Source organism: Rhizobium sp. RAF56 (genome assembly GCF_052113965.1).
Taxonomy (GTDB): Bacteria; Pseudomonadota; Alphaproteobacteria; order Rhizobiales; family Rhizobiaceae; genus Rhizobium.
The window spans coordinates 1-18,336 of the sequence record NZ_JBFRDU010000052.1 but is presented as its reverse complement, the minus strand read 5'-3'; the positions used below and the strand labels follow the sequence as shown (position 1 = coordinate 18,336).

The window sequence follows — 18,336 nt, the reverse complement described above, 5'->3', positions numbered from 1 at the left end:
GCCATCTGCAAATAGCTTGAAAGGATAGAGGAATGAGCCGTTTCGATAACAAGACCGTCGTCATCACCGGAGGCAGCCGCGGCATTGGCGCCGCCATCGCCAAGCGGTTCGCGAGGGAGGGAGCCAATCTTGTAGTCTCCGCCAACGAGGATTCGGTGCATGCCGTCGCCAAGCAGATTAAGGCCGACGGCGGCAAGGCTATCTCGTTCGTCGGCGACGTCACCGACAAGTCGAGCGTCAAGGCTCTCTACGATACGGCGGAGAAGGAGTTCGGCGGCGTCGACGTGTCGATCCAGAATGCCGGCGTCATAACCATCGCCAGGATAGAAGACCTGACGGAAGGGGAATGGGACAAGGTTCTGGCCGTGAATACCAAAGGCGTGTTCCTTTGCGCGCAGGAGGCGATCCTGCGGATGCGCAAGCACAGACGTGGCGGTCGGATCATCAACACAGCGTCGGGACAGGCGCGCGACGGCTTCGTCTTCACGCCGCACTACGCGGCCTCGAAGATGGGCGTCGTGGGGATCACCCAGAGCCTTGCGAAAGAAGTCGCGACCGAAAACATCACCGTCAACGCGTTCTGCCCCGGTATCATTGAGACGGACATGTGGGCCTACAACGACCAGGCCTGGGGGAAGCTCCTTGGGAACTATGGCCCCGGAGAACTGATGAAGGAATGGGTCGAAGGCATTCCCATGAAACGTGCCGGCTCCGGAGAGGACGTCGCGGGTCTGGTCACATTCCTTGCGAGCGAAGACGCGGCCTATATCACTGGGCAGACGATCAACGTCGACGGCGGCCTGATCATGTCTTAGTTCGACAGAGGAAACGGTGCGTTCAACACAGGGATTCGAAATCTGTATCGTTTGATGCGTGGACCACTTGCAAAACGACACGCCGATCTCCTATGTTCACTCTGTTCTCAGGGCGGGGTGCAATTCCCCACCGGCGGTATCAGGAGAAATCCTGGAGCCCGCGAGCGCCTTCGTTCACGCGAAGGGTCAGCAGATCCGGTGAGATGCCGGAGCCGACGGTCATAGTCCGGATGGAAGAGAGCAACGCAATGGACGCCGCATTGAGCGGCGTTTCCGATGCTTGTTCGCCCAAGGGAAAATGGTGGCTTTGACAGGCCATGCACGCCGCTCCAGCGGCTAACCCTTGAAAGGCATGAAGATGGCAATTTCCAACATAGACGATGCGATCGCAGCGATTGCGCGTGGCGAGATCGTCGTCGTGGTCGACGATCTCGATCGCGAGAACGAGGGCGATCTCGTGATTGCTTCCGAGGCGATCACTCCCCAGGCGATAGCGTTCATGATGAACCACGCGCGCGGCCTGATCTGCGTCGCCATGCAGGGCGAAAGGCTCGACGAACTCGAGATCCCCTTGATGGTCCCGCGCAACACCGAAGTTCTTAAGACGGCCTTCACCGTCTCCGTTGACTACATCCCTGAAACGACAACTGGAATTTCCGCCGCCGACCGGGCCGCGACGGTTCGGGCGTTGGTCAAGCCCGGCGCACGTCCAGAAGAGTTTGCCCGGCCCGGCCACATCTTTCCTCTTCGCGCGCATCCGAACGGTGTCCTGTCGCGTCCTGGCCACACCGAGGCGGCTGTGGACCTGGCTCGGCTGGCCGGGCTATCGCCCTCTGGCGTCATCTGCGAGGTGGCAAACGACGATGGCACGATGGCCCGTCTTCCGGACCTCGAAGCATTCGCCGAACGGCATGGCCTTCTAGTGATCACGATCGAAGACCTGATTGCTTACAGGGCGAGCACTTCCGCCAAGGCAGCCTAGGTGAACTAATCGTACACAGAAGCGGCGGGGGCGGATCCCTTACCGCTTCCCCGTCTCTACGACGCGTCACACTTTGTGCCCCGCTCGGCTCGGGAATTCGCTGGCAATTTCGGAGTGACTGGAATGGAAGCGCTTTGCTGATCGGCCGCTTCCGACCCATAGCGGTCGCAAATGGCTTTGAGGGCAACATTCCATATAGTTGCTCCCGGTGCGGACAATAGAGCGCCGGTCGCGCTCCGCGAGGTGAACGAACATGTTGAAGCTTCCGCCGCCGATATGGGCACTTCTCTTCTTGATCCTCACTGCGGGCGCCAGCTACTTGGCCGGGTGGCCCGCCGTACCACGGGTGCATAGCCTCTCCCTCGGGATCGGGCTCATCGCGGTCAGTTTCATTGCTCCGGTTTGGGCCTTGATACTGTTCCGACGTGAGGGCACCCAGGTCAATCCCACCTCGGAAACCAACAACAAGCTGGTCACCGGAGGACCTTTTCAGTTCACCCGCAATCCCATGTATCTGGGCCTCGTCGTCCTCAGCCTCGGTGTGGCTGTGGCGACGGGCGCTATTCTTATGTTCGTCGCTCCCCTCTTGGTGTTTGCTACCGCGAATTGGGTCCACATCCCCTTCGAGGAAGCCAAGATGCGCCACCAGTTCGGCCCGGCTTTCGACGACTACGCGCGTAAAGTGAGAAGGTGGCTTTAGAGCCTCGCTTGTTTCGGCTGCGAGAAAGCAAACACCTTAGTCGGGCGTCCGGAATGGCTGCTTGCCACCCATATAGGAAGTGGCTCCGGCGTCCAGGTGAACGTCGGCTTTGGGCATTCCGCTCGACCCATCTAAATGGCCGAAATGAGGGGCGCGAAGCCGTCGTTCGAGAAACGCAACGAGGACGGCTGGAATGGATCAACTGCGCCGCCCAATCACTCGGCACCAAATGTCTGCTGTGGGGACCGAACTTGTTCGTTCAGAGTGGTAACTAATTTGGTTTTGACCCTAGAGTGTCCGTGGCTGAGTCCGCCGCCACCTGTTCGTGGCGTCCGATAATGAATGTTATTGGACACTAGCCGATTAAAGTCGCGAATAGCTCTCTTTTGAAGCTAATGCCCTTTAAGTTCAGCTGAATGAGGTGCTTGCCCGTGGACGCTATGCCACCCCTAGCGCAACAGCCTCGCTAGAATCTGAAAAGCCAAATTCACGGGTCAGTAATCACAAAAGGCGCCTGGCATTGACGCGTGATAGCGTTGTGGCAATGAGGCTCGCAGTCCAATTTCGATACAGGAGCGAACTGTGGCCAGGATATCAAACGAAGAGCGAATGGCAGTTGACCCAATCGTCGTAACAATCGCCGAGGACATTGTCAGCGGGAAACTCCCGCCCAATACGCCTCCTGCTGCGGTTCAGTCCAGCTATCCAGATATCCTTGCGAACGAGGATGCCGCGATTGCGAACATGATTCACGCGTGCCGTTTAGCGGCAAACAAGGCGGGAGCCGTCTTCGTTTTGTCTTTAAACGGATCAGCAGAAATCGTGGGCCAGTTCGATCACAGCGATGACCTCGATGATAACAAATTGGTGGAGGAGACTTACAAGGTTGCGCGTGCGTACCGCCAAAGTCTCAAATCAACCGACCCGGAATTTGGAGCACACCCAGCCTCAACATAGAGCGGATGCCGCGCTTTGCGTACACATCCGCTGACAGCCCTGTTGTCGATAAGTATTCGGATTATGTTACTTCTTGCAAAGTCCCGTCTCTTCGAGAGTTTGGCTTGGTTGACTGAGAAGATAGAAGCTCGTTGCCTTTTCGAACGAGGTGGGCGAGCCATTCTTTGGAGGGACTTATGATTGATCCAAACACCGGAAGGCATCTTGATGAAGATCGCCTCGCCGTAATCTCTATCGTCGGAATGGGCGACAACCACCATACTCTAGCTGCACGTTCAGACGAAAGGCTGTCCGGTACTAGTGATGAGATATTGAAAACCATTCTCTCCGATCATGTCGACGCTCGATGCCACCAAGAGATTGAAGATCTCTACGGTTATATCGGCAGGATGGCCAAGGAGAGCCTAATTGTTTCTTGGGCTATTATCGACCAGCGCATGCGTCAATTGCGGATAACTGGCGCGGATTACGATATCGATTTCGGCAATGCCTTTATTTTCTATGAATCTGGCGGGCTGCCTGATCCCATTTCAGCGGTGTAGCTAAGCCGTTTTCGGCGGGATGTCATGTTGGATCGATCGGCCAACGAGCGGAGAAATTTTTGGCACTGACTTGTATCGTTATCCCACCGCTGTCGTGGTGAGCAATCCCATTCTCGCTCATGCTGACACGAAGAAAATGACCTTTTCCGTAAAGTCGAGATTGGCCGATTCAGCTCGGCGTCGGCACACAGCGACTAGAACCAATGTAGGCTATTAGAGGGACCATTTTCCTTCGAGCGCCGGAACAAACGACTCTTCGGCGGGCTGCTCCAATCCAACTTGTAACGGAGTCAACCGAAATGGATCATACCAATCACGTGAGGCTTACCTCGTACGAATTGACGCCAGATGTCCTGGAAGGCGCTACGGTCTATGGAGCGGATGACAGCACGGTGGGAACCGTAGATCATGTACATGGCGCGGGTTCCAGTGCCGCAGTCGTAATCGATGTCGGCGGTTTCCTTCATATCGGAGCGAAGCCGGTATCCGTCCCGATCGCCGACCTGGATTTCATGCGGAACGAAGATGGTGAAGTCCACGCCGTCACCACCTGGACGGAAGATCAACTCAAGGCGATGCCCGAGCACACAGATTGATCTGAGTCGATCAACCGCCCGGCTATGTTGCCGGGTTTCCATGAACGGACGACGCTCAAGTGGTACAGTTACTCAGCCGAGCACAATGGAGTGCTCGGCTTACGGTTTCGTATAAGACCCTAAATGTCTGGCCCGAAGTACCCGGTGAACAGAAAGAAATAGAACCGGGATTAGTAGCCACTAGTGGACGCCGGGTAGGGGAATGGCAGGCGGGGCGGCATAATATGAAATCGCGGCTTCAAGCAGACGCTTGTTTTCGCCATCGAACCGTTCAACCTCATAGCCTCCGTTCCATCGGAAATCGCTATCTTTCAGAAACTCCGCTACATAGTCCTGAGCAGCCAGGTGTTGTTCGGTTGGTAGAAGATAGCGGTTCAACCGATCGGTTTCGATTGATAGCTCTTTGCATGCAACGCCCAACGGCTCCCGGAAATTCAAGCTGCGAAACCGAGTCGTCTGCGTTCAGAATCCAAGGCCAATCGAAGTAATTCGATGTTGGGCTGCTGCCATCCTGAAGGTTTTTTAACAGCTTTTCCAACCTTAAGGGATTAGGCTATTTACATCTCCTTATCTGCTGATGGGGGAACGAGGAATGCCCCAACAGTTTCCGAACTCGACAACCTGCGATCAATCCTCTGCATTCCAATCGCGTTACACGCACCTCGTGACTGCCACGGTTCTGGCAATAGCAGGTCGAAAAGGGGCGGCTGCAACCATTGGTATATCCAAGGTCCGAGATGCCGACGGATCGACCATCGTCAGCTCTGAGGTTCAGAGCCTAATATTGCGGTTTACTGGTTCGACTAAATGGAGGTCGAACGGGACCTCATTTCTGGTTTCGCATGTCACCAGACTAGGCGCGGACAGCGTTCCACAGACCGCCGTGGTAAAAGCGTCGCATTGATAGATCTGCTCATATCCAACACCCCGCATCACATGGAAAACTATGAGCCGAGCTAGGCTTGTTCTGTGTCCGTTGATTGCTGCGCGAAGCGCGGCAAGCGTATTTCCGGGCTTGAAGTTGTGACAAAATCCAGGAGCGCTCCATTCAGTGCTCCCCATCCAGACTTCAAGGGGATCCGCCTCGATCTGTAGGCCGTATCCAGAAACGCGTATCGACCAATTATCCAGCAATTGATCGGGATTAATCTGCAACTGTCTTTCAAGGTGCTCCAGACCGATGTCGATCTCGTTCGACGCCGCTTGCCATAGTGTCTCGATGGCAAAAAACAGTTGGTTGGAGGCGTTGGTGAAGTGGACGGGGGTTGTCGTATAATAAGAAACCATGACCTGAGAGAAAATTGCGATACTTCATGGGAACCCGAATTTCCGCAGATGTGAAGTCCCCTAGAGAATTTTTCTTGAGGAGTATGAGGCGACCTGTACACGCCTTCTGAGAGACTTTGGCTACATCAATACCGGCCGCAATGGCGAGACGACTGACTGGCTCTAAAAATGCCTATTGGCTCGACTTGGATTGTTCACTATTTGTTCGTGCCATGAAGAGCAGCGCTCGGAAGGTGTGGATCTTGTAGGTAAGAAATGACAAGTGGGCGGCCCAAACAGCTAAAGGCTTACAGCGTGGAACAGCACACCGGATCGAGTTCTTTTACCCGGAACGCCTTCGAAATACGGCTACTCCATTTGATGGCGCGATTTATGTCGGAGCGCGGGAGGGCCTGCCAGTGATTGTTGTTCCAACCCTCAACGCTCATCAATACGCAGAAACGGACAATGGTGGGGAAGGGTGATGACTCAGGTACCACAGACCTCTAATCATTCTGCCGTTGTAGGCCGACCAGAATGCGTGGGAGGGCACTTTTGGCGCATTGGAGGCGTCACATTGACAGCCCTCGGAAACTAGGTGACCATTTTCCAACCGTATCTGAGTTCCCGAAATGGCATATTTCACTATCCCGATTGACCTAGCCGCCACGATTTATATCCAAGCGCCGACCCTTCCTAAAGCTGACGCAAAACTTCAAAAAATCCTTGGCAAGCCATTGAATGCCGTGGATAGTCGATGGTTTCCCGATGCGCCTTTAGGTTGTTACACTCTTCCTGAGGTAAGTATTGCCTACGCGATGATGATCAGAGGGAGGACGCCAAATGCGAAATGCGAAGCGATCGACTGGGCGGCGATAGCGGAGGCGCTAATTCCAAATCCGGAAGGGCGGAAGTCAAAGGTAATCCCCAGGTCTCGCGATTTCTTCAGCGACGGCAACAGTCCCGTGTTTGAAGCAGACCTAACTGTCCACGCGTCGGCGTTCATAAAGGCCGATGACGTCGAGATGGCCAACCAACTGTTCGATGAAACGAATTGGACAACAGTTGGCTGGCACGATTTGGACGGTTGGTTTACCGCCGCTGGCTTTGACCAAGAATATAATTACCTCCCGGTCGTTTTCTCTCCCAACTTGAGGATAATTGGCATAACCCCCGGGATCGAGCTGGAGCAGGTGTGGCCCGATGGGGAGGAGGCTGAGTATTCCGAGCCACCTCGAAAGCCATCTCTAAAGGAGCTAGAACGGGTTCGTGAGATTGACCTTGTTGCGAACCGGCTTCGGTCACATCTCGATGCTCTTGGCGGGGGCTTTGAATCGTTGCCGGATATCAAGGTGCACGAGGTTGCGGCACTGCTGATCGACTACAAGAACAAACGCATGGCTGAGAGCAGGTGGCCCCACTCAAATAGGTGAGGGCCAAGTACCGCAAGCCTGACCGTTAAGAAACAGACCTTCAGGCGGCTGGGATTGTGACAGGCTAACTCAATCCCTTGGCTCAGTCGGCTTTAGGCTGGCTGCAGCAGGACCTTTTGTCGAAGAAGCGTCTGCCATCGCCTCTTTCATCATCGAACGCTGCGAGCGAAGCTAAATCGAGAATAGGTCGATGACAAAATCGGGGCGGAAACCCGGAAAAGTCATGCTAATGGCTGTAACTACGGGGATTGCAGAAAATGCGGGTGCGGTCGGCTATATAATCTCGGGCTTTGTGAATAACGCTGTTGGAGACATCCCCCGCGCAGATACAAAGGTCAGCGTCGGGGATTCGCAACGACAAGCCTCCGAAAATTTCCGTGGGGGGAGGCGTGAATATCGCTCAGAATCCAGGCCCGCATCGGCGGCTCCTCTTATAAGGGCCTACGGGTAGTGTGACGCCGAAAAATCGGCCGCTTCACGCCTACTCATTTTCCTCGTCAATCACGATCCATTTACCCGTTGCCCGGTTAAACGCATGGACAGTTGATCTCGGCGAGTTGAGACTTTTCAGTTCAAGATCAGCTGTGTAAGGCAACTCAATGCCGTATGCCTTCATTCGCGCAATGGCCTCTTCTCCGCTGATGCAGAGGCGTTTGATCACCCGGCGAAGGCTTAATGCGCGAATAGACCAGCCCTCAAGCATGGTGCGTTCGTAGTCGGCGTGTCCCCTTTCGAACCGGCTGCGATCCGAGGTTCGGGACAGTTCAACTGCTTTCAGAATGCAGGAGATCGCTTCTTCATCAGTGAGATATCCAGCCTCGAAGCCGGTATCGTTGGGCCAGTACTCCTCATGCCACCAAACCGGCACTTTTGATCCGCTGTCATTTCCCCCGAGTTCAAACCGCCACGAGGACCCACGGGCGCGGAAGTACCAATATTGACCGTCAAGTTGACCTTGACCTTGGACTGGGCAATAGCCAGACAATTCGGTCAATTTGAATTCCGGCAGAGCTTCGAGCTGACAGCGGGTCTCTGGTTCGAGCCTCAAGCGTTGCAGGTTTGCGGGCCAATCTTTGTTGCTGTCGTCGATCTGCAGACGGAACCCGATGCCAGAAAGCACGTTGGTGAATCCCAGAATTGCGCCACCTGATCCAGGTGGCATCCAGACTTCCTCTGATCGCAGGAAACCTGCAGCGTCCGCCGCACTTTCAATCTCGCGTCGCTGCTCCCATGTTATTCGCGGGAATGTGACGACGAAAATGCAGGTTCCGTTGCTCCATTCCGCTCTGAAATGCAGAATAACTCCACCGGTGGTCATCACTGCTCTCCTCGCACCATCGCGTTCCGGACGCTCTCGCCCGCCGTGTATGTCCTCGAATGCCTCCCATGCCATGACTTCGGTTCGGCGATGGGACACTAACCGACCATCCTTGATGCGATTGCGGGCATGAAATGAATGGTCGCCATCCACCGATGTGTCACCCAAGATCACAGCAACGTATTAGGGTTCTAGGGCCTCTTTGGTGGTCAAACCTTATAGGTCGATTGCAAAACCCGGCCGAAATCCAGAAATGTATTTCTCGGATTGGTACCCAACCGGGTTGCAGATGATGCGCGTGTAATCGGCCATATAATCTCTGAACTTGTGAATGTGTCCATGAATCCAGAGCGACGGCCGCCTCCGCCAAATCAGATCGGACAGGTCGGACGCGAAGGCCGCATTAGTGACATTCCCGAAGAACCTCGGATCGAAGTTTTGCATCAACGGGGCATGGTGCGTGACAACAATTGTGCGGCCGTCGAACGGTTGAGATAGTTCTTGGTCGATGAAGTTTCGGCTTCTGACGTGTCGCTCAAGGATTTCTTTGGCAGTCACCATTCCGTTCTCACTGGAATGACGTTCGTCGGACCGAAAGATGGAGTGGAAATCCATTATACGTGAGGGGACAAGGCCGAAAGCCTTCGCCCGCCGCTCCTCGTCGGGAATGTGCTCGTCGCTCCGACCAATACTGCAAAGTCGGTCCAAAGGGTCGCGCCGACCAACCGGCAATCTCCTAGCGTAACGCTTTGGTTTTCCAGCAAGTGGATTTGAGTGCCTTCAATCAGGCGGCGTGCTCGCTCGATGGCAAAATCGATACCTGAGCCGTAGTAGTCATGATTTCCAAGAATGTAGAGCACGGGCATGCGAGGTTCGATAAACCGCCTCAGGTATGCCACGCTTTCGGAGATCGAATTCGCGACGTCACCGGCGCAGATGCATATATCCGCGTCTGGCACGACGAGGCCGTCACCCCAAAAAACATCCATTTTGGTGTGATGTATGTCGCTGATTATCCAGGCTCGCATTTCCTAGTGCCTCCAAGGCAATATAAGTCCGGGCCGCGCGAAAGACTCGCGAAGTGCAATGGATCAACTTCTTTAGGCAGATGGCTTCAGGGCTGCTGATGGCGCGGCGTTTTCCGCTGTCCCGCCGTTTTTCTTTTGGAAGCACCGGGCCAGTACGGATCCAACTGGTTGGAGTCGAGGCGCTTGTGTTTTACAAGGGCCTCCGCGAGCTTCAGCAAGCAGGGTTTCAGTCCGTCAAGCATTTCCTTTGCGCGTTGGTACTGCTCTTGAAGGATTTCGGTGACGTCATCCCGAAGCTTTAAATCGTTCCACAGCTCGCAAGCCGAGGTGATATCTACGGAGCCGGGAAGGAAATAGAACGAGTTTCCAAAGCCATATTCGGCCACCATCCTGATTGCCAACGTTGTCGCTTTGGCAAAATCACTTTCGCGATTTCCCGTGGACCAGTTTGACCGGTGTCCGAAAATCAGGTCCTCAGCAGCAGCTCCGGCAAGATCGGAGGTGATGATTTTCATCGCATCCCAGCGGCTCAAGAATTCCCTCTGTGGCATCGAGATCATCGTGCCTCCATGGGAATCTGTTACTGTCGCGAAGTTCTCAACGTTGTCATAGATTTCAACGCGTTCGATCTTCCCCAACAGCAGGGCGTGGGTCACAATGGCGTGGCCAGCTTCGTGGATTGCGACACGGTACAAGGTCTTGGCGTCGAGCGGGGGCGGCACCTGCACCTGCGATCTGACGTCGGAAATGTTGACATCCCGGGCCTCTTTTCGCGCGACCCGTCTCGCCTCTCGTGCCAATCGTTCGAGATCAGCGCCGCTTTTCCCTGGCAGACGTTCGCCAATTTCCTTAAGCGCGGTATCGTCCGCTAAGGTCGGAAGATGAAATCCAAGGATTTCCCCTCGCGCGGTTGCGTCCGGCAAAGGAAATAAAACGTGCCTTTCGAGCCGACCGCTTCGCAATAAAGCTGGATCGATCTTCTCGGGGAAGTTGCATGCGCCAACGACGATAACGCCTTCGCGACTCTCGGTTCCGTCCAAGCATTCAAGCATGGCGTTGACCACGGTCGTCGAGTAGGTTTCGTGGCGAGCTGGAAATTTGGCTCGATCACCGATTGCGTCGAATTCATCAAGGAAAAGCAAGCTGGGTGCCTTTTCGTTTGCTGAGTTGAAGGCCTGGTACATCGCTTTCAGCATATCCCCGAGGTCGCCATCCTTAAATGACTGCCACTTCGGGATTGATGTCGCTTCCAAGTGCAGCCCACATTCTGCAGCGAGAGCGGCCGCAAAACGTGTCTTGCCGGTTCCAGAGGGGCCGTAGAGTAAGCAACCCTTGTCCAATTCAGTCCATCGGAGGCTTCCTTGCCGCCACTGCGCGAGGTCTCGTTTCAATTCTTGAGCCCAGACGCTCGCTTCGCCAAAACCCTTGGTGACGTCCAAAAGCTTTGTGCTCTCTGGCTTGTGGCCTTTTTGCTTTAGCAGCCTCATTGCAGCGCGGCTTGCTGGCTGATCGCGACGGAAGATTGCTTCCATTCGCTCCGATGGTTGCTCTGCAATCACCATCGCTTGTTCGTCAGTAAGGGCTCCGCATTTCCGAAATTTACTAAGGGCTCGCAGGTGCCGGACATCGCAAAGGACAAGTTTGTCGGAGAGTGTCGCCGCAAGCTCGAAGTCTTCGTGGAGGACGGAGCCCTCGTGCGCGAAGATGATCAATTTCTCACCCGACTCAAGGAGTTCGGCCGCATCGATTTCCCACCCACGCCGATGCTTGGACGTGGGATGGAGGCACACTTTGACGCCCTTCTGATCCTTCAGGATGATTTTCGCCGCGTCATGAACGTCGTTCAGCTCCCAGTGAGAAGGGACCGCGATTACTGCAACGCAAGACGGTTCGGATAGGCCGCCAATGTTCCTGCGAAAGAAGGATACGAGAGCGCAATATGCCAGAAAGTCAGTTGCGGACTTGAGAGCAATGGCCGCGTTATTCCGGTTCGATTTACGAAACTCGCTGGTTCGCGAGCTTTTCAGGTGATCTGCTACTTCCTGTAGTTTGAAAATATAACGGTCCAGACTGTCTGCTAGGGCCTTGTCCATAACTTTTGCTCCCGCCTTTAGCCGATTAGTCCATGATCGAAGAGGTACCACCTGCTGAGTGTCCTCCCCAGCTTCCGCTTGTAGTCGAGATAGAAGAGTTCGCTCGTGATGGCGGGCTCACCTTCCTTGATATGCGGATGGCCTGACATCTTCCCAATGAGGCACGGCACGGCACGTTGCGCCAACATGCAGTTGCGAATGATCACTGGGTTGTCGGGGCCAGTGAAGCCGCCAGGATTGGAGAGGCGCTCCATATCCAAAAGAAGTCCCTGAAGTCGCTCGATGAGAACGCCGGGCGAGGTTCCAAGCCATTTATCGTGCATCGAACTTTCCTTCCGATTCGATTTCTCCGGTGATTTCTTAAACGCTAAAAATGATTCGCACAACAAAAGGACCGATCATGCGGCAAAAAAGACCATGCGAGCGCATGAATGGACTAATGTTGACATTTTTGCCTTATCCATTCTTTTCCGGTCATGGTGGACTACCTGACACATGCGCAAATTCGCGCGGCGCGTTCGATGACTGGAGAGACTCGCGAGGGTCTCGCCGTCCGTGCACACGTCACCGTCCCGGTCCTGAAAAGGCTTGAAAGTCCTAAGCGGAAACTGCCTGATCCTCAGAAGTTGAACGCTGTGAAGGTGGCGCTTGAGGAGAAAGGACTGGAGTTTCTGGCAGCGAGCGAGGATGTCGGGGATGGGGTAAAGTATATCGAGGCTGTGGGGAACAAATGGACGGATATGCTCCCTCACGCTCGTGCATTGCTTGGACATTCTGTGCACAGCTTCGCCAAGCAGACTGGCCTCAGCGCTGACTCAATCAGTCGAGTGGAAAAGGAAAACTTTAAGCGATTTCCTGAAGATTCAGTTCGCAAGATACGCGAAACGCTTTCAAATCGAGGTGTGATCATCATCCTGGAGGATGGAAACTCTGGCGCAGGCGTTCGGTTTCGTAGACCTTAAGGGCGTGGAATTCTACGAAGCCTTTGGCAAAAGCGGAGGGCGGCATCAGATGGAGAGCGCCTTGGGAGGGAAGACCGGGTTTCATGGAGGTTTGATCCGGACTGTGCATGGCCTGGCAAATTCTTCGATGAGAGAGCTTACTGAGTTAGCAGGCGTTCATCGGGCGGCGGATTTAGTTTGAGGACGATCGCCCCGGCCTTAAGGTTGAGCGAATTGCGTTGCGTTTCCGCCCATTCGAGTCGCGATAGAATGGGATGGGTGCGGAGCGTAACCGACTAGCTTGAGACGGGCCTGCGGGAACGCGCCGCCACTCCGTCCATGTGATGCCGTAGCAATCTGCGGGACGATGCGCGTTCTAATTCGCCATTGCCCAGGTAGCGCATTTCGGCCTCTTTGTTGATTTCGAGGACGGCAAGTCCGATCGGCACCCCAACGCGGTCGCGATCATTGGCGCGACCGGTGTCCAAAGTCCTGGTGGATTCTGAGGTAATTGGCGCTTGACGGCGATCCGTTCTTCTCTGACCATTAAAAAAGGCACATCACAGGGCGGGAACCCTCCGTGCTTTTTTGATCATTGTTTCATGAAGACGAGCAATTTCATGCCTTGTGTAAAGCCTCCATTCACAATTGATTGACCTTCGTGCTGGGACATATCCCAGCAGATCAAACGCCGCAGTCTGTCACAAAAAAATGTCAACATTACTCACCTGCAGATTGCAGCACTCCGGGCCGATCAAACGGGATGGTAGGGTTCGAAACGCGCTATTTAGAAGCGCAACGTCTGAAGAGACAGGCGAAGAAAAGCCGCCCGTCGTGTCTAAATCGAAATGAGCCCAATAAGTTTGCGGCTGCGGCCGTCGAGCAAAGAGAGCTGGTGCGCAAACGCCTTGAGGAAGGCTACGAGCTTCGGTTCGCTCGCGAGGTGGGGGGCCGGATCAGGCAACCCTTCAGCGAATTCGGTCTGCGTTCCGAGGAGAATTTTGTCCTAAAATATTTCGTATCGCTTGTCCCTCGCGGCGGAAAAGCGCGGGCCAGTGATGATAAGGCAAATCTGGCGGTGCAGACGCGCTCGAAACTGCTCACATTGGACTATCCCTATGTCGAGCTGAACCATGAGTTCATGGCTGCTCTCCGGGTCGATTGCGACGGCATCTTCAACAGTCCTGAGACTTGCGAAGCTGCCCTGAAGGAAGTGGTTCGCGACGGCAGCATTCCCTGCCTGCCTCATATTATCGTTGGTGATCTTATGGATGATGGGACATTCGCAAGACCACATTTCATCTGGCTGTTGCCTTATGGCTCCGCTGTTTGGCGAAGCGACGACGAGCGGTGCCGGAAGGGGCCAGTCAAGTTGTTCGACGCCGTTTCGCGTGGTCTCGCTGCAGCGTTGCTAGACCTCGGCGCTGACCCTGCTGTACCGACGATGACTGGGCGGATGAAATGCCCGACGTCGCCCGTCTGGTGCACGCGTACACCAAATCCGGACATCTGGCCCACTTTGGCGGAATACGCCGAATATGTAGACACTCGCGTCGCCCGCGCAGTACTGACACGTAGGGCGGCTGCAGTGCAGTGTGGACTCGGCCTAACAGCTTCGAACCGAGTGTTCGAGGTGTTGCGTACGGAAGGCCAGCGTCTCTTGGCGGAATGGCATTTCGGAGCCGACGCCCGAATGCGCCATAGCCGTGGGGCACTGGCGGATCATCTTCATAGTGCACTCGATGCTTTCGTGGAAAAAGCGGGGCTGAGTGCGGAAGGCGTAGGCTATATAACCAGCAAAGTCAGCGACTACCTCGTCGCACACTTCGATCCGGCAAAGCTCGAAGGCAAAGCAGTGAACCGTGGCAAACTACTCGATGTCGTGTGCGGCCTGGAGACGGTAAAAGAGCGACAAAAAGCAGGTGGGCAGTATGCAGGCACCATGAAGGGCATTTCGACTCTGAATAGGCTTGTGGATGCGTTCCAAAGGCTGCAGGCAGCGGGCGAGACGATTACGCAAACGGCGGTTGCCGCCGCCAGCGGCATTTCTCGGCGGACGGCGGTCGGCCGGTGGGCGGAGATTGTGGAAGCGGTGGAACGCAACAAATTGGGGTGTGAAAATTGCTGTATAGATAAAAAGGGTTGGGGCAATCCGGCCCCCCCGGATACAGCGGATATACGCAACCTCCAGGTAACCATGGCACAACCCGGTTTGACCGGCGACAGTTCAACGGTGAGGCAGGTCGTCGAATATAAGCGCAAGGAGCATCAGGCATCGTCCAAAACCGATGTCCTTTTACGTGAGGCCGCGAACGAGGTGCGATGGAACCGGCATCAGGTCGGTACGCGATTGCATATCGGAAATGTAATCGAGCGTATCACCCGCGCCAATCCTGATCAGCCTCGCCTCGATGCCGCTGCTGTCTTGGCGATGGTCGAGTGTCCTCCACCAATGGATCCGGACTTGGTTGCGATCCTGGCGATGATCGAAGACATGGCGCAACGGCAGATGGCGGCGTAGCTACGATGACCTCCTCCTGGACCTGATCTTGTTCTCGAACCAATCTCCTGAGTGGAGCGTTGGCTGAAGGCCGCCTAGAGCGTGCCCGCCATCTTCGGGAAGGTTGCCGACATCCTTTGTGCGCTGACTCGCAGAAGCCTGAGGAGGGCTCCTGCCGCGATACAAAACTGCATCATTGCCTGACATCTCTTCTCTCCCAAGGCATTGTTTTTCCTTGGGAGAAGCGTTGGCCGTCGGCTTGCGATGAAGCCGATAAAATTGAGGGCGATCTGGAAACCAGTGCTTTAGGTCACGCAGGTTATGATCACGGTATCCATGAGGGCCTGATATGCTGAGCGATATCGAGATTACCTATTTCCGAAGCCGTATCGAAGATGTGCTGCAGGAGGGGCGGACGACCAAATGGCAGAGGCAATTCCTCGCCGATACGCGAGATAAGATCGCTCGATATGGCACGCGAACGCGCCTCAGCGAGAACCAGATGGCAACGCTGCGACGCCTGACAAAATTACGATCAGATGCCGACCTGCGCTTCATAACTGACGATAGGGCCGTCAGGTCACGTCCGCGCGGATCTACCTATCGGAGGGCCTGGACCACATACAGAAAGATAAAATCGGTTTTGCTGCTCGTGGTCTTGTCTGTTGTAGTTATCGGCGGGGCGATAACGGAAATGAGTAAAAAACTCGGCTTTAATTCGCAGGGGCCGTCTGTTGCGTCGTCTGTATATGACCCGGCCGACTCATCTATATCACCTGTATCATCGGGCTTCGGAACACAGGCCTTCTCAATCACTGATGGCGATACGATCAAAATGGACAACGGCACGCGGGTCAGACTCGTCGGCTTCAATGCGCCGGAAATCTTCTCCCCCAGGTGCAATCAGGAACTTGCGCTGGGCAACCGCGCGACTGACCGCCTACGCGAGCTTGTTGCCTTCGGACAAACGGAGGTCACTCAAATCGCGTGTTCTTGCAAACCCGGGACAGAAGGCACTGATCACTGCAACTATGGTCGGAGCTGCGGTATCTTGCGCGTGGACGGCCGAGATGTCGGCCAGACGTTAATATCTGAAGGCCTCGCTGTCGGGTTCGTCTGCGGTGCGACCGGATGCCCACCGACGCCTCGGCCTTGGTGCGGTTAGACCACGGCGTGTAACGATCCGACGTCCGCGCATGTCAGACTTGCTAAAAACCTCGACCATTGGCGAACTGCGGGTGATCGAGGTCAAGGGAAGCGATGTACCGGACCGCCTGGCAAGCACGGCGCGCCGCCGCCTGGCGGTCACTATGTGATGTTGGATTAAAGTGTTTGAAATATACTAAGTAATGGGGGGAGAGACGTCCTGTCATGCTTAGAATCCACGCTTGGTCAACCAGTCGGCATCTGGATTTTTCAGACCCGCTTTGAGCCAGGTCAGCCTGCGGTGCATGAGACGGCCAGCCGCGCGGCCGGAGTAGCCACGTCTCTTGAGAACCTCGATAGCGAACAGCAGGAGGTTGTCCAGCAGGGCCCTCGACCCTGCTATACCTTTGCCAGTCTCAAGCTCAACAACCAGCCGCGCGAGGGCAACGGCTATAGCTGTATCAAGCTCCTGGACCTCTGGCTCACATTTCGAAGCCAGCCGCTCACGATATCGCTGCTGCCGCAGGCGCTGCGCTTCTTTTCTTCCTGTCGCTGTTCTCGGCATATCAAATCCCCGTCACTACGTGCTGTCACAACGTTACGACGCCGTGATGCAAGAAAGCGGAGAGAATGTTGGTTATCGGTAAGGCATCTCGACGGATGATGCGTGTCTTAAGCCTGACAGTCTTGGCCTTGAGCTTGATTTGCGATGGCCATGCTCCGCCGCCGTAGTACCTGGACAGGGCTGCTCTGAAATCATTTTGCTTTCTGCGGACCATAACTTGTCGTGCCGCATGGTTGGCTTTATGTCTGTTGTCAGCGCAATAGAGATAAAGGAATGCATGACCTCATCGATCTTGAAATTCAAACACTCAACCTGGAAATCGAAGAAATAATCCGCTGGAACGCGGATTTATATGATCGTCAACAAGAGCGAATAGCCGACTTCACCGAACATCTCGAAGAGATTGTCCAGTCGCTCGACGAGTACACCCCAAGATAACGAGTTTCTCAGAATTGACGAAGCCCTCTGTCTCCGCGAACTCGGCGGCAGGATGCCGGTTCACGCGCCATGGATTCCGTCTCGTACGGTCACTGCGTCGATGATGAGGGAGGCTATCCGCCAAGGGAAGCTGGCTGTGTATCGGCCGAATAAGAATATTTTCGTAACCCGCACCGCAATCAAGGAGTGGATCAATACATGCCTCGCCGTCGGAACGCGCCACAACTCTACCTTGAACCCGAGCGCGAGAACAAGAATGGGTCAATTGAAAGGGCTGTCTGGACCATCAGATACTTTGACGAGGGTCGAGGTCGTCAGGCGCGAAAAAGCACAGGATTCGGCGCTGGAGAAGGCGCTGAGGCTGAGAAATTCTATGCGACGTGGCTAGTCGAGCGGACTACAGGAAAGGCTGCGCCAAAAAGTACTGCCGATAATGAAGTGCTTTTGGCAGAGGTCCTCTCGCACTATATCGACGTCGCGATCAGTGTGCCTGAGGGGGACGGGCGCAAACGTCTCTCCCGACCAGACGAAGTCCTGACCTACGTCATGGACTTGATTGGATGGTGGGGTAAGAAGACTATCGCGGAAATTACGCGTGAGAATTGCTATGCCTACTGGAAGGTCTGCAAGACTTCAGGGGCGGCTCGCAACCGCCTGGAGTATCTTCGTCGAGCACTCAACATCGCGCTCGAAGACCGCCTGATAGAGCACGTTGTGAAGATCCATCTTCCGAAAAAATCGCAGCCCAGATCAGATTTCTTCGAGCGCGATGATATCGCGAAGATGTTGCGGGCGTGTCGGTCGCAGAGACTGTACACGCATAATGGCAAGAAGTCTGAGAAGACTGGGAAATCCGGGACGAAGGTAATACGCCAACTCGCTGACCTCGACTCTTTGGCCTTCCCAAAACGCGGTGAATCTGAATCTCTGGGGCAAACTGGAGGTTTACGATGCGACCGGGGATTTCGTTACGTGAAGATTTTGATGGAGAAGGTCTCCGGCGTCTGTCGCGGCAG

The 18,336-nt window shown here is 55.0% G+C and carries 18 protein-coding genes and 1 riboswitch; of the genes, 12 read left to right on the top strand and 6 right to left on the bottom strand.

What is annotated here, in order from left to right; genetic code table 11:
• Nucleotides 1-32: 32 nt before the first annotated feature.
• The 6 genes from AB4048_RS26230 to AB4048_RS26205 all read left to right on the top strand — a co-directional run bounded on the left by AB4048_RS26230 (nt 33) and on the right by AB4048_RS26205 (nt 4,592).
• Nucleotides 33-815: a glucose 1-dehydrogenase gene (locus AB4048_RS26230; RefSeq protein WP_442204916.1), complete on the top strand. Its 783-nt coding sequence runs from the start codon at nt 33-35 to the stop codon at nt 813-815.
• Between the two features lie 99 nt (nt 816-914).
• A riboswitch (FMN riboswitch) is annotated at nt 915-1,061 on the top strand.
• Nucleotides 1,062-1,173: 112 nt separating this feature from the next.
• Nucleotides 1,174-1,797, top strand: a complete 624-nt coding sequence (gene ribB / locus AB4048_RS26225) for a 3,4-dihydroxy-2-butanone-4-phosphate synthase (RefSeq protein ID WP_442204915.1) — start codon at nt 1,174-1,176, stop codon at nt 1,795-1,797.
• A gap of 253 nt (nt 1,798-2,050) precedes the next feature.
• Nucleotides 2,051-2,497, top strand: coding sequence for a methyltransferase family protein (locus AB4048_RS26220; protein WP_442204914.1), 447 nt, complete (start codon nt 2,051-2,053; stop codon nt 2,495-2,497).
• Nucleotides 2,498-3,106: 609 nt separating this feature from the next.
• Complete coding sequence (locus AB4048_RS26215) at nt 3,107-3,454, top strand: hypothetical protein (protein WP_442204913.1); 348 nt, start codon at nt 3,107-3,109, stop codon at nt 3,452-3,454.
• A 176-nt stretch (nt 3,455-3,630) separates the two neighbouring features.
• Complete coding sequence (locus tag AB4048_RS26210; RefSeq protein WP_442204912.1) at nt 3,631-3,996, top strand: hypothetical protein; 366 nt, start codon at nt 3,631-3,633, stop codon at nt 3,994-3,996.
• A gap of 299 nt (nt 3,997-4,295) precedes the next feature.
• Nucleotides 4,296-4,592 carry a PRC-barrel domain-containing protein gene (locus tag AB4048_RS26205; RefSeq protein ID WP_442204911.1) on the top strand — a complete coding sequence of 99 codons (297 nt, stop codon included), beginning with the start codon at nt 4,296-4,298 and terminating at the stop codon, nt 4,590-4,592.
• A 771-nt stretch (nt 4,593-5,363) separates the two neighbouring features.
• Here AB4048_RS26205 and AB4048_RS26200 read toward each other — a convergent pair.
• Nucleotides 5,364-5,879 (bottom strand): hypothetical protein, encoded by a 516-nt coding sequence (locus tag AB4048_RS26200; RefSeq protein ID WP_442204910.1) that lies wholly within the window; start codon nt 5,877-5,879, stop codon nt 5,364-5,366.
• A 611-nt stretch (nt 5,880-6,490) separates the two neighbouring features.
• On the opposite strand from AB4048_RS26200, the gene AB4048_RS26195 reads away from it, so the two are divergent.
• The gene (locus AB4048_RS26195; protein ID WP_442204909.1) at nt 6,491-7,291 is read left to right on the top strand and encodes a hypothetical protein; all 801 of its coding nucleotides are present in this window, start codon (nt 6,491-6,493) and stop codon (nt 7,289-7,291) included.
• Between the two features lie 481 nt (nt 7,292-7,772).
• On the opposite strand, the gene AB4048_RS26190 is transcribed toward AB4048_RS26195, so the two are convergent.
• The 5 genes from AB4048_RS26190 to AB4048_RS26170 all read right to left on the bottom strand — a co-directional run bounded on the left by AB4048_RS26190 (nt 7,773) and on the right by AB4048_RS26170 (nt 12,053).
• Nucleotides 7,773-8,609 (bottom strand): hypothetical protein, encoded by an 837-nt coding sequence (locus tag AB4048_RS26190; protein ID WP_442204908.1) that lies wholly within the window; start codon nt 8,607-8,609, stop codon nt 7,773-7,775.
• A 216-nt stretch (nt 8,610-8,825) separates the two neighbouring features.
• Nucleotides 8,826-9,170, bottom strand: a complete 345-nt coding sequence (locus tag AB4048_RS26185; RefSeq protein ID WP_442204907.1) for a hypothetical protein — start codon at nt 9,168-9,170, stop codon at nt 8,826-8,828.
• Nucleotides 9,171-9,223: 53 nt separating this feature from the next.
• On the bottom strand, nt 9,224-9,637 hold the full coding sequence (locus AB4048_RS26180) for a metallophosphoesterase (protein ID WP_442204906.1): 414 nt from the start codon (nt 9,635-9,637) through the stop codon (nt 9,224-9,226).
• A gap of 86 nt (nt 9,638-9,723) precedes the next feature.
• A complete protein-coding gene (locus tag AB4048_RS26175) occupies nt 9,724-11,730 on the bottom strand; it encodes an AAA family ATPase (RefSeq protein ID WP_442204905.1) in 2,007 nt (668 codons plus the stop codon).
• A gap of 17 nt (nt 11,731-11,747) precedes the next feature.
• Nucleotides 11,748-12,053, bottom strand: a complete 306-nt coding sequence (locus AB4048_RS26170) for a hypothetical protein (RefSeq protein WP_442204904.1) — start codon at nt 12,051-12,053, stop codon at nt 11,748-11,750.
• Between the two features lie 198 nt (nt 12,054-12,251).
• Here AB4048_RS26170 and AB4048_RS26165 point away from each other — a divergent pair, with 198 nt between their 5' ends.
• From AB4048_RS26165 to AB4048_RS26145, 5 genes are all read left to right on the top strand, one after another.
• Nucleotides 12,252-12,692 carry a hypothetical protein gene (locus tag AB4048_RS26165; protein WP_442204903.1) on the top strand — a complete coding sequence of 147 codons (441 nt, stop codon included), beginning with the start codon at nt 12,252-12,254 and terminating at the stop codon, nt 12,690-12,692.
• 742 nt (nt 12,693-13,434) lie between these two features.
• Nucleotides 13,435-15,192, top strand: a complete 1,758-nt coding sequence (locus AB4048_RS26160; RefSeq protein WP_442204902.1) for a hypothetical protein — start codon at nt 13,435-13,437, stop codon at nt 15,190-15,192.
• Between the two features lie 328 nt (nt 15,193-15,520).
• Nucleotides 15,521-16,336, top strand: a complete 816-nt coding sequence (locus AB4048_RS26155; RefSeq protein WP_442204901.1) for a thermonuclease family protein — start codon at nt 15,521-15,523, stop codon at nt 16,334-16,336.
• Nucleotides 16,337-17,155: 819 nt separating this feature from the next.
• On the top strand, nt 17,156-17,320 hold the full coding sequence (locus AB4048_RS26150; protein ID WP_442204900.1) for a hypothetical protein: 165 nt from the start codon (nt 17,156-17,158) through the stop codon (nt 17,318-17,320).
• A gap of 198 nt (nt 17,321-17,518) precedes the next feature.
• The coding region (locus AB4048_RS26145; RefSeq protein WP_442204899.1) for a hypothetical protein at nt 17,519-18,336 on the top strand (818 nt) is incomplete at its 3' end.

Excerpts from the sequence above, each read along its gene's own strand:
- AB4048_RS26230 (WP_442204916.1), top strand. The coding sequence starts at position 33 with ATGAGCCGTTTCGATAACAAGACCGTCGTCATCACCGGAGGCAGCCGC.
- ribB (WP_442204915.1), top strand. The coding sequence starts at position 1,174 with ATGGCAATTTCCAACATAGACGATGCGATCGCAGCGATTGCGCGTGGC.
- AB4048_RS26220 (WP_442204914.1), top strand. The coding sequence starts at position 2,051 with ATGTTGAAGCTTCCGCCGCCGATATGGGCACTTCTCTTCTTGATCCTC.
- AB4048_RS26215 (WP_442204913.1), top strand. The coding sequence starts at position 3,107 with ATGGCAGTTGACCCAATCGTCGTAACAATCGCCGAGGACATTGTCAGC.
- AB4048_RS26210 (WP_442204912.1), top strand. The coding sequence starts at position 3,631 with ATGATTGATCCAAACACCGGAAGGCATCTTGATGAAGATCGCCTCGCC.
- AB4048_RS26205 (WP_442204911.1), top strand. The coding sequence starts at position 4,296 with ATGGATCATACCAATCACGTGAGGCTTACCTCGTACGAATTGACGCCA.
- AB4048_RS26200 (WP_442204910.1), bottom strand. The coding sequence starts at position 5,879 with ATGGTTTCTTATTATACGACAACCCCCGTCCACTTCACCAACGCCTCC.
- AB4048_RS26195 (WP_442204909.1), top strand. The coding sequence starts at position 6,491 with ATGGCATATTTCACTATCCCGATTGACCTAGCCGCCACGATTTATATC.
- AB4048_RS26190 (WP_442204908.1), bottom strand. The coding sequence starts at position 8,609 with ATGACCACCGGTGGAGTTATTCTGCATTTCAGAGCGGAATGGAGCAAC.
- AB4048_RS26185 (WP_442204907.1), bottom strand. The coding sequence starts at position 9,170 with ATGGTGACTGCCAAAGAAATCCTTGAGCGACACGTCAGAAGCCGAAAC.
- AB4048_RS26180 (WP_442204906.1), bottom strand. The coding sequence starts at position 9,637 with ATGCGAGCCTGGATAATCAGCGACATACATCACACCAAAATGGATGTT.
- AB4048_RS26175 (WP_442204905.1), bottom strand. The coding sequence starts at position 11,730 with ATGGACAAGGCCCTAGCAGACAGTCTGGACCGTTATATTTTCAAACTA.
- AB4048_RS26170 (WP_442204904.1), bottom strand. The coding sequence starts at position 12,053 with ATGCACGATAAATGGCTTGGAACCTCGCCCGGCGTTCTCATCGAGCGA.
- AB4048_RS26165 (WP_442204903.1), top strand. The coding sequence starts at position 12,252 with ATGACTGGAGAGACTCGCGAGGGTCTCGCCGTCCGTGCACACGTCACC.
- AB4048_RS26160 (WP_442204902.1), top strand. The coding sequence starts at position 13,435 with ATGGTAGGGTTCGAAACGCGCTATTTAGAAGCGCAACGTCTGAAGAGA.
- AB4048_RS26155 (WP_442204901.1), top strand. The coding sequence starts at position 15,521 with ATGCTGAGCGATATCGAGATTACCTATTTCCGAAGCCGTATCGAAGAT.
- AB4048_RS26150 (WP_442204900.1), top strand. The coding sequence starts at position 17,156 with ATGCATGACCTCATCGATCTTGAAATTCAAACACTCAACCTGGAAATC.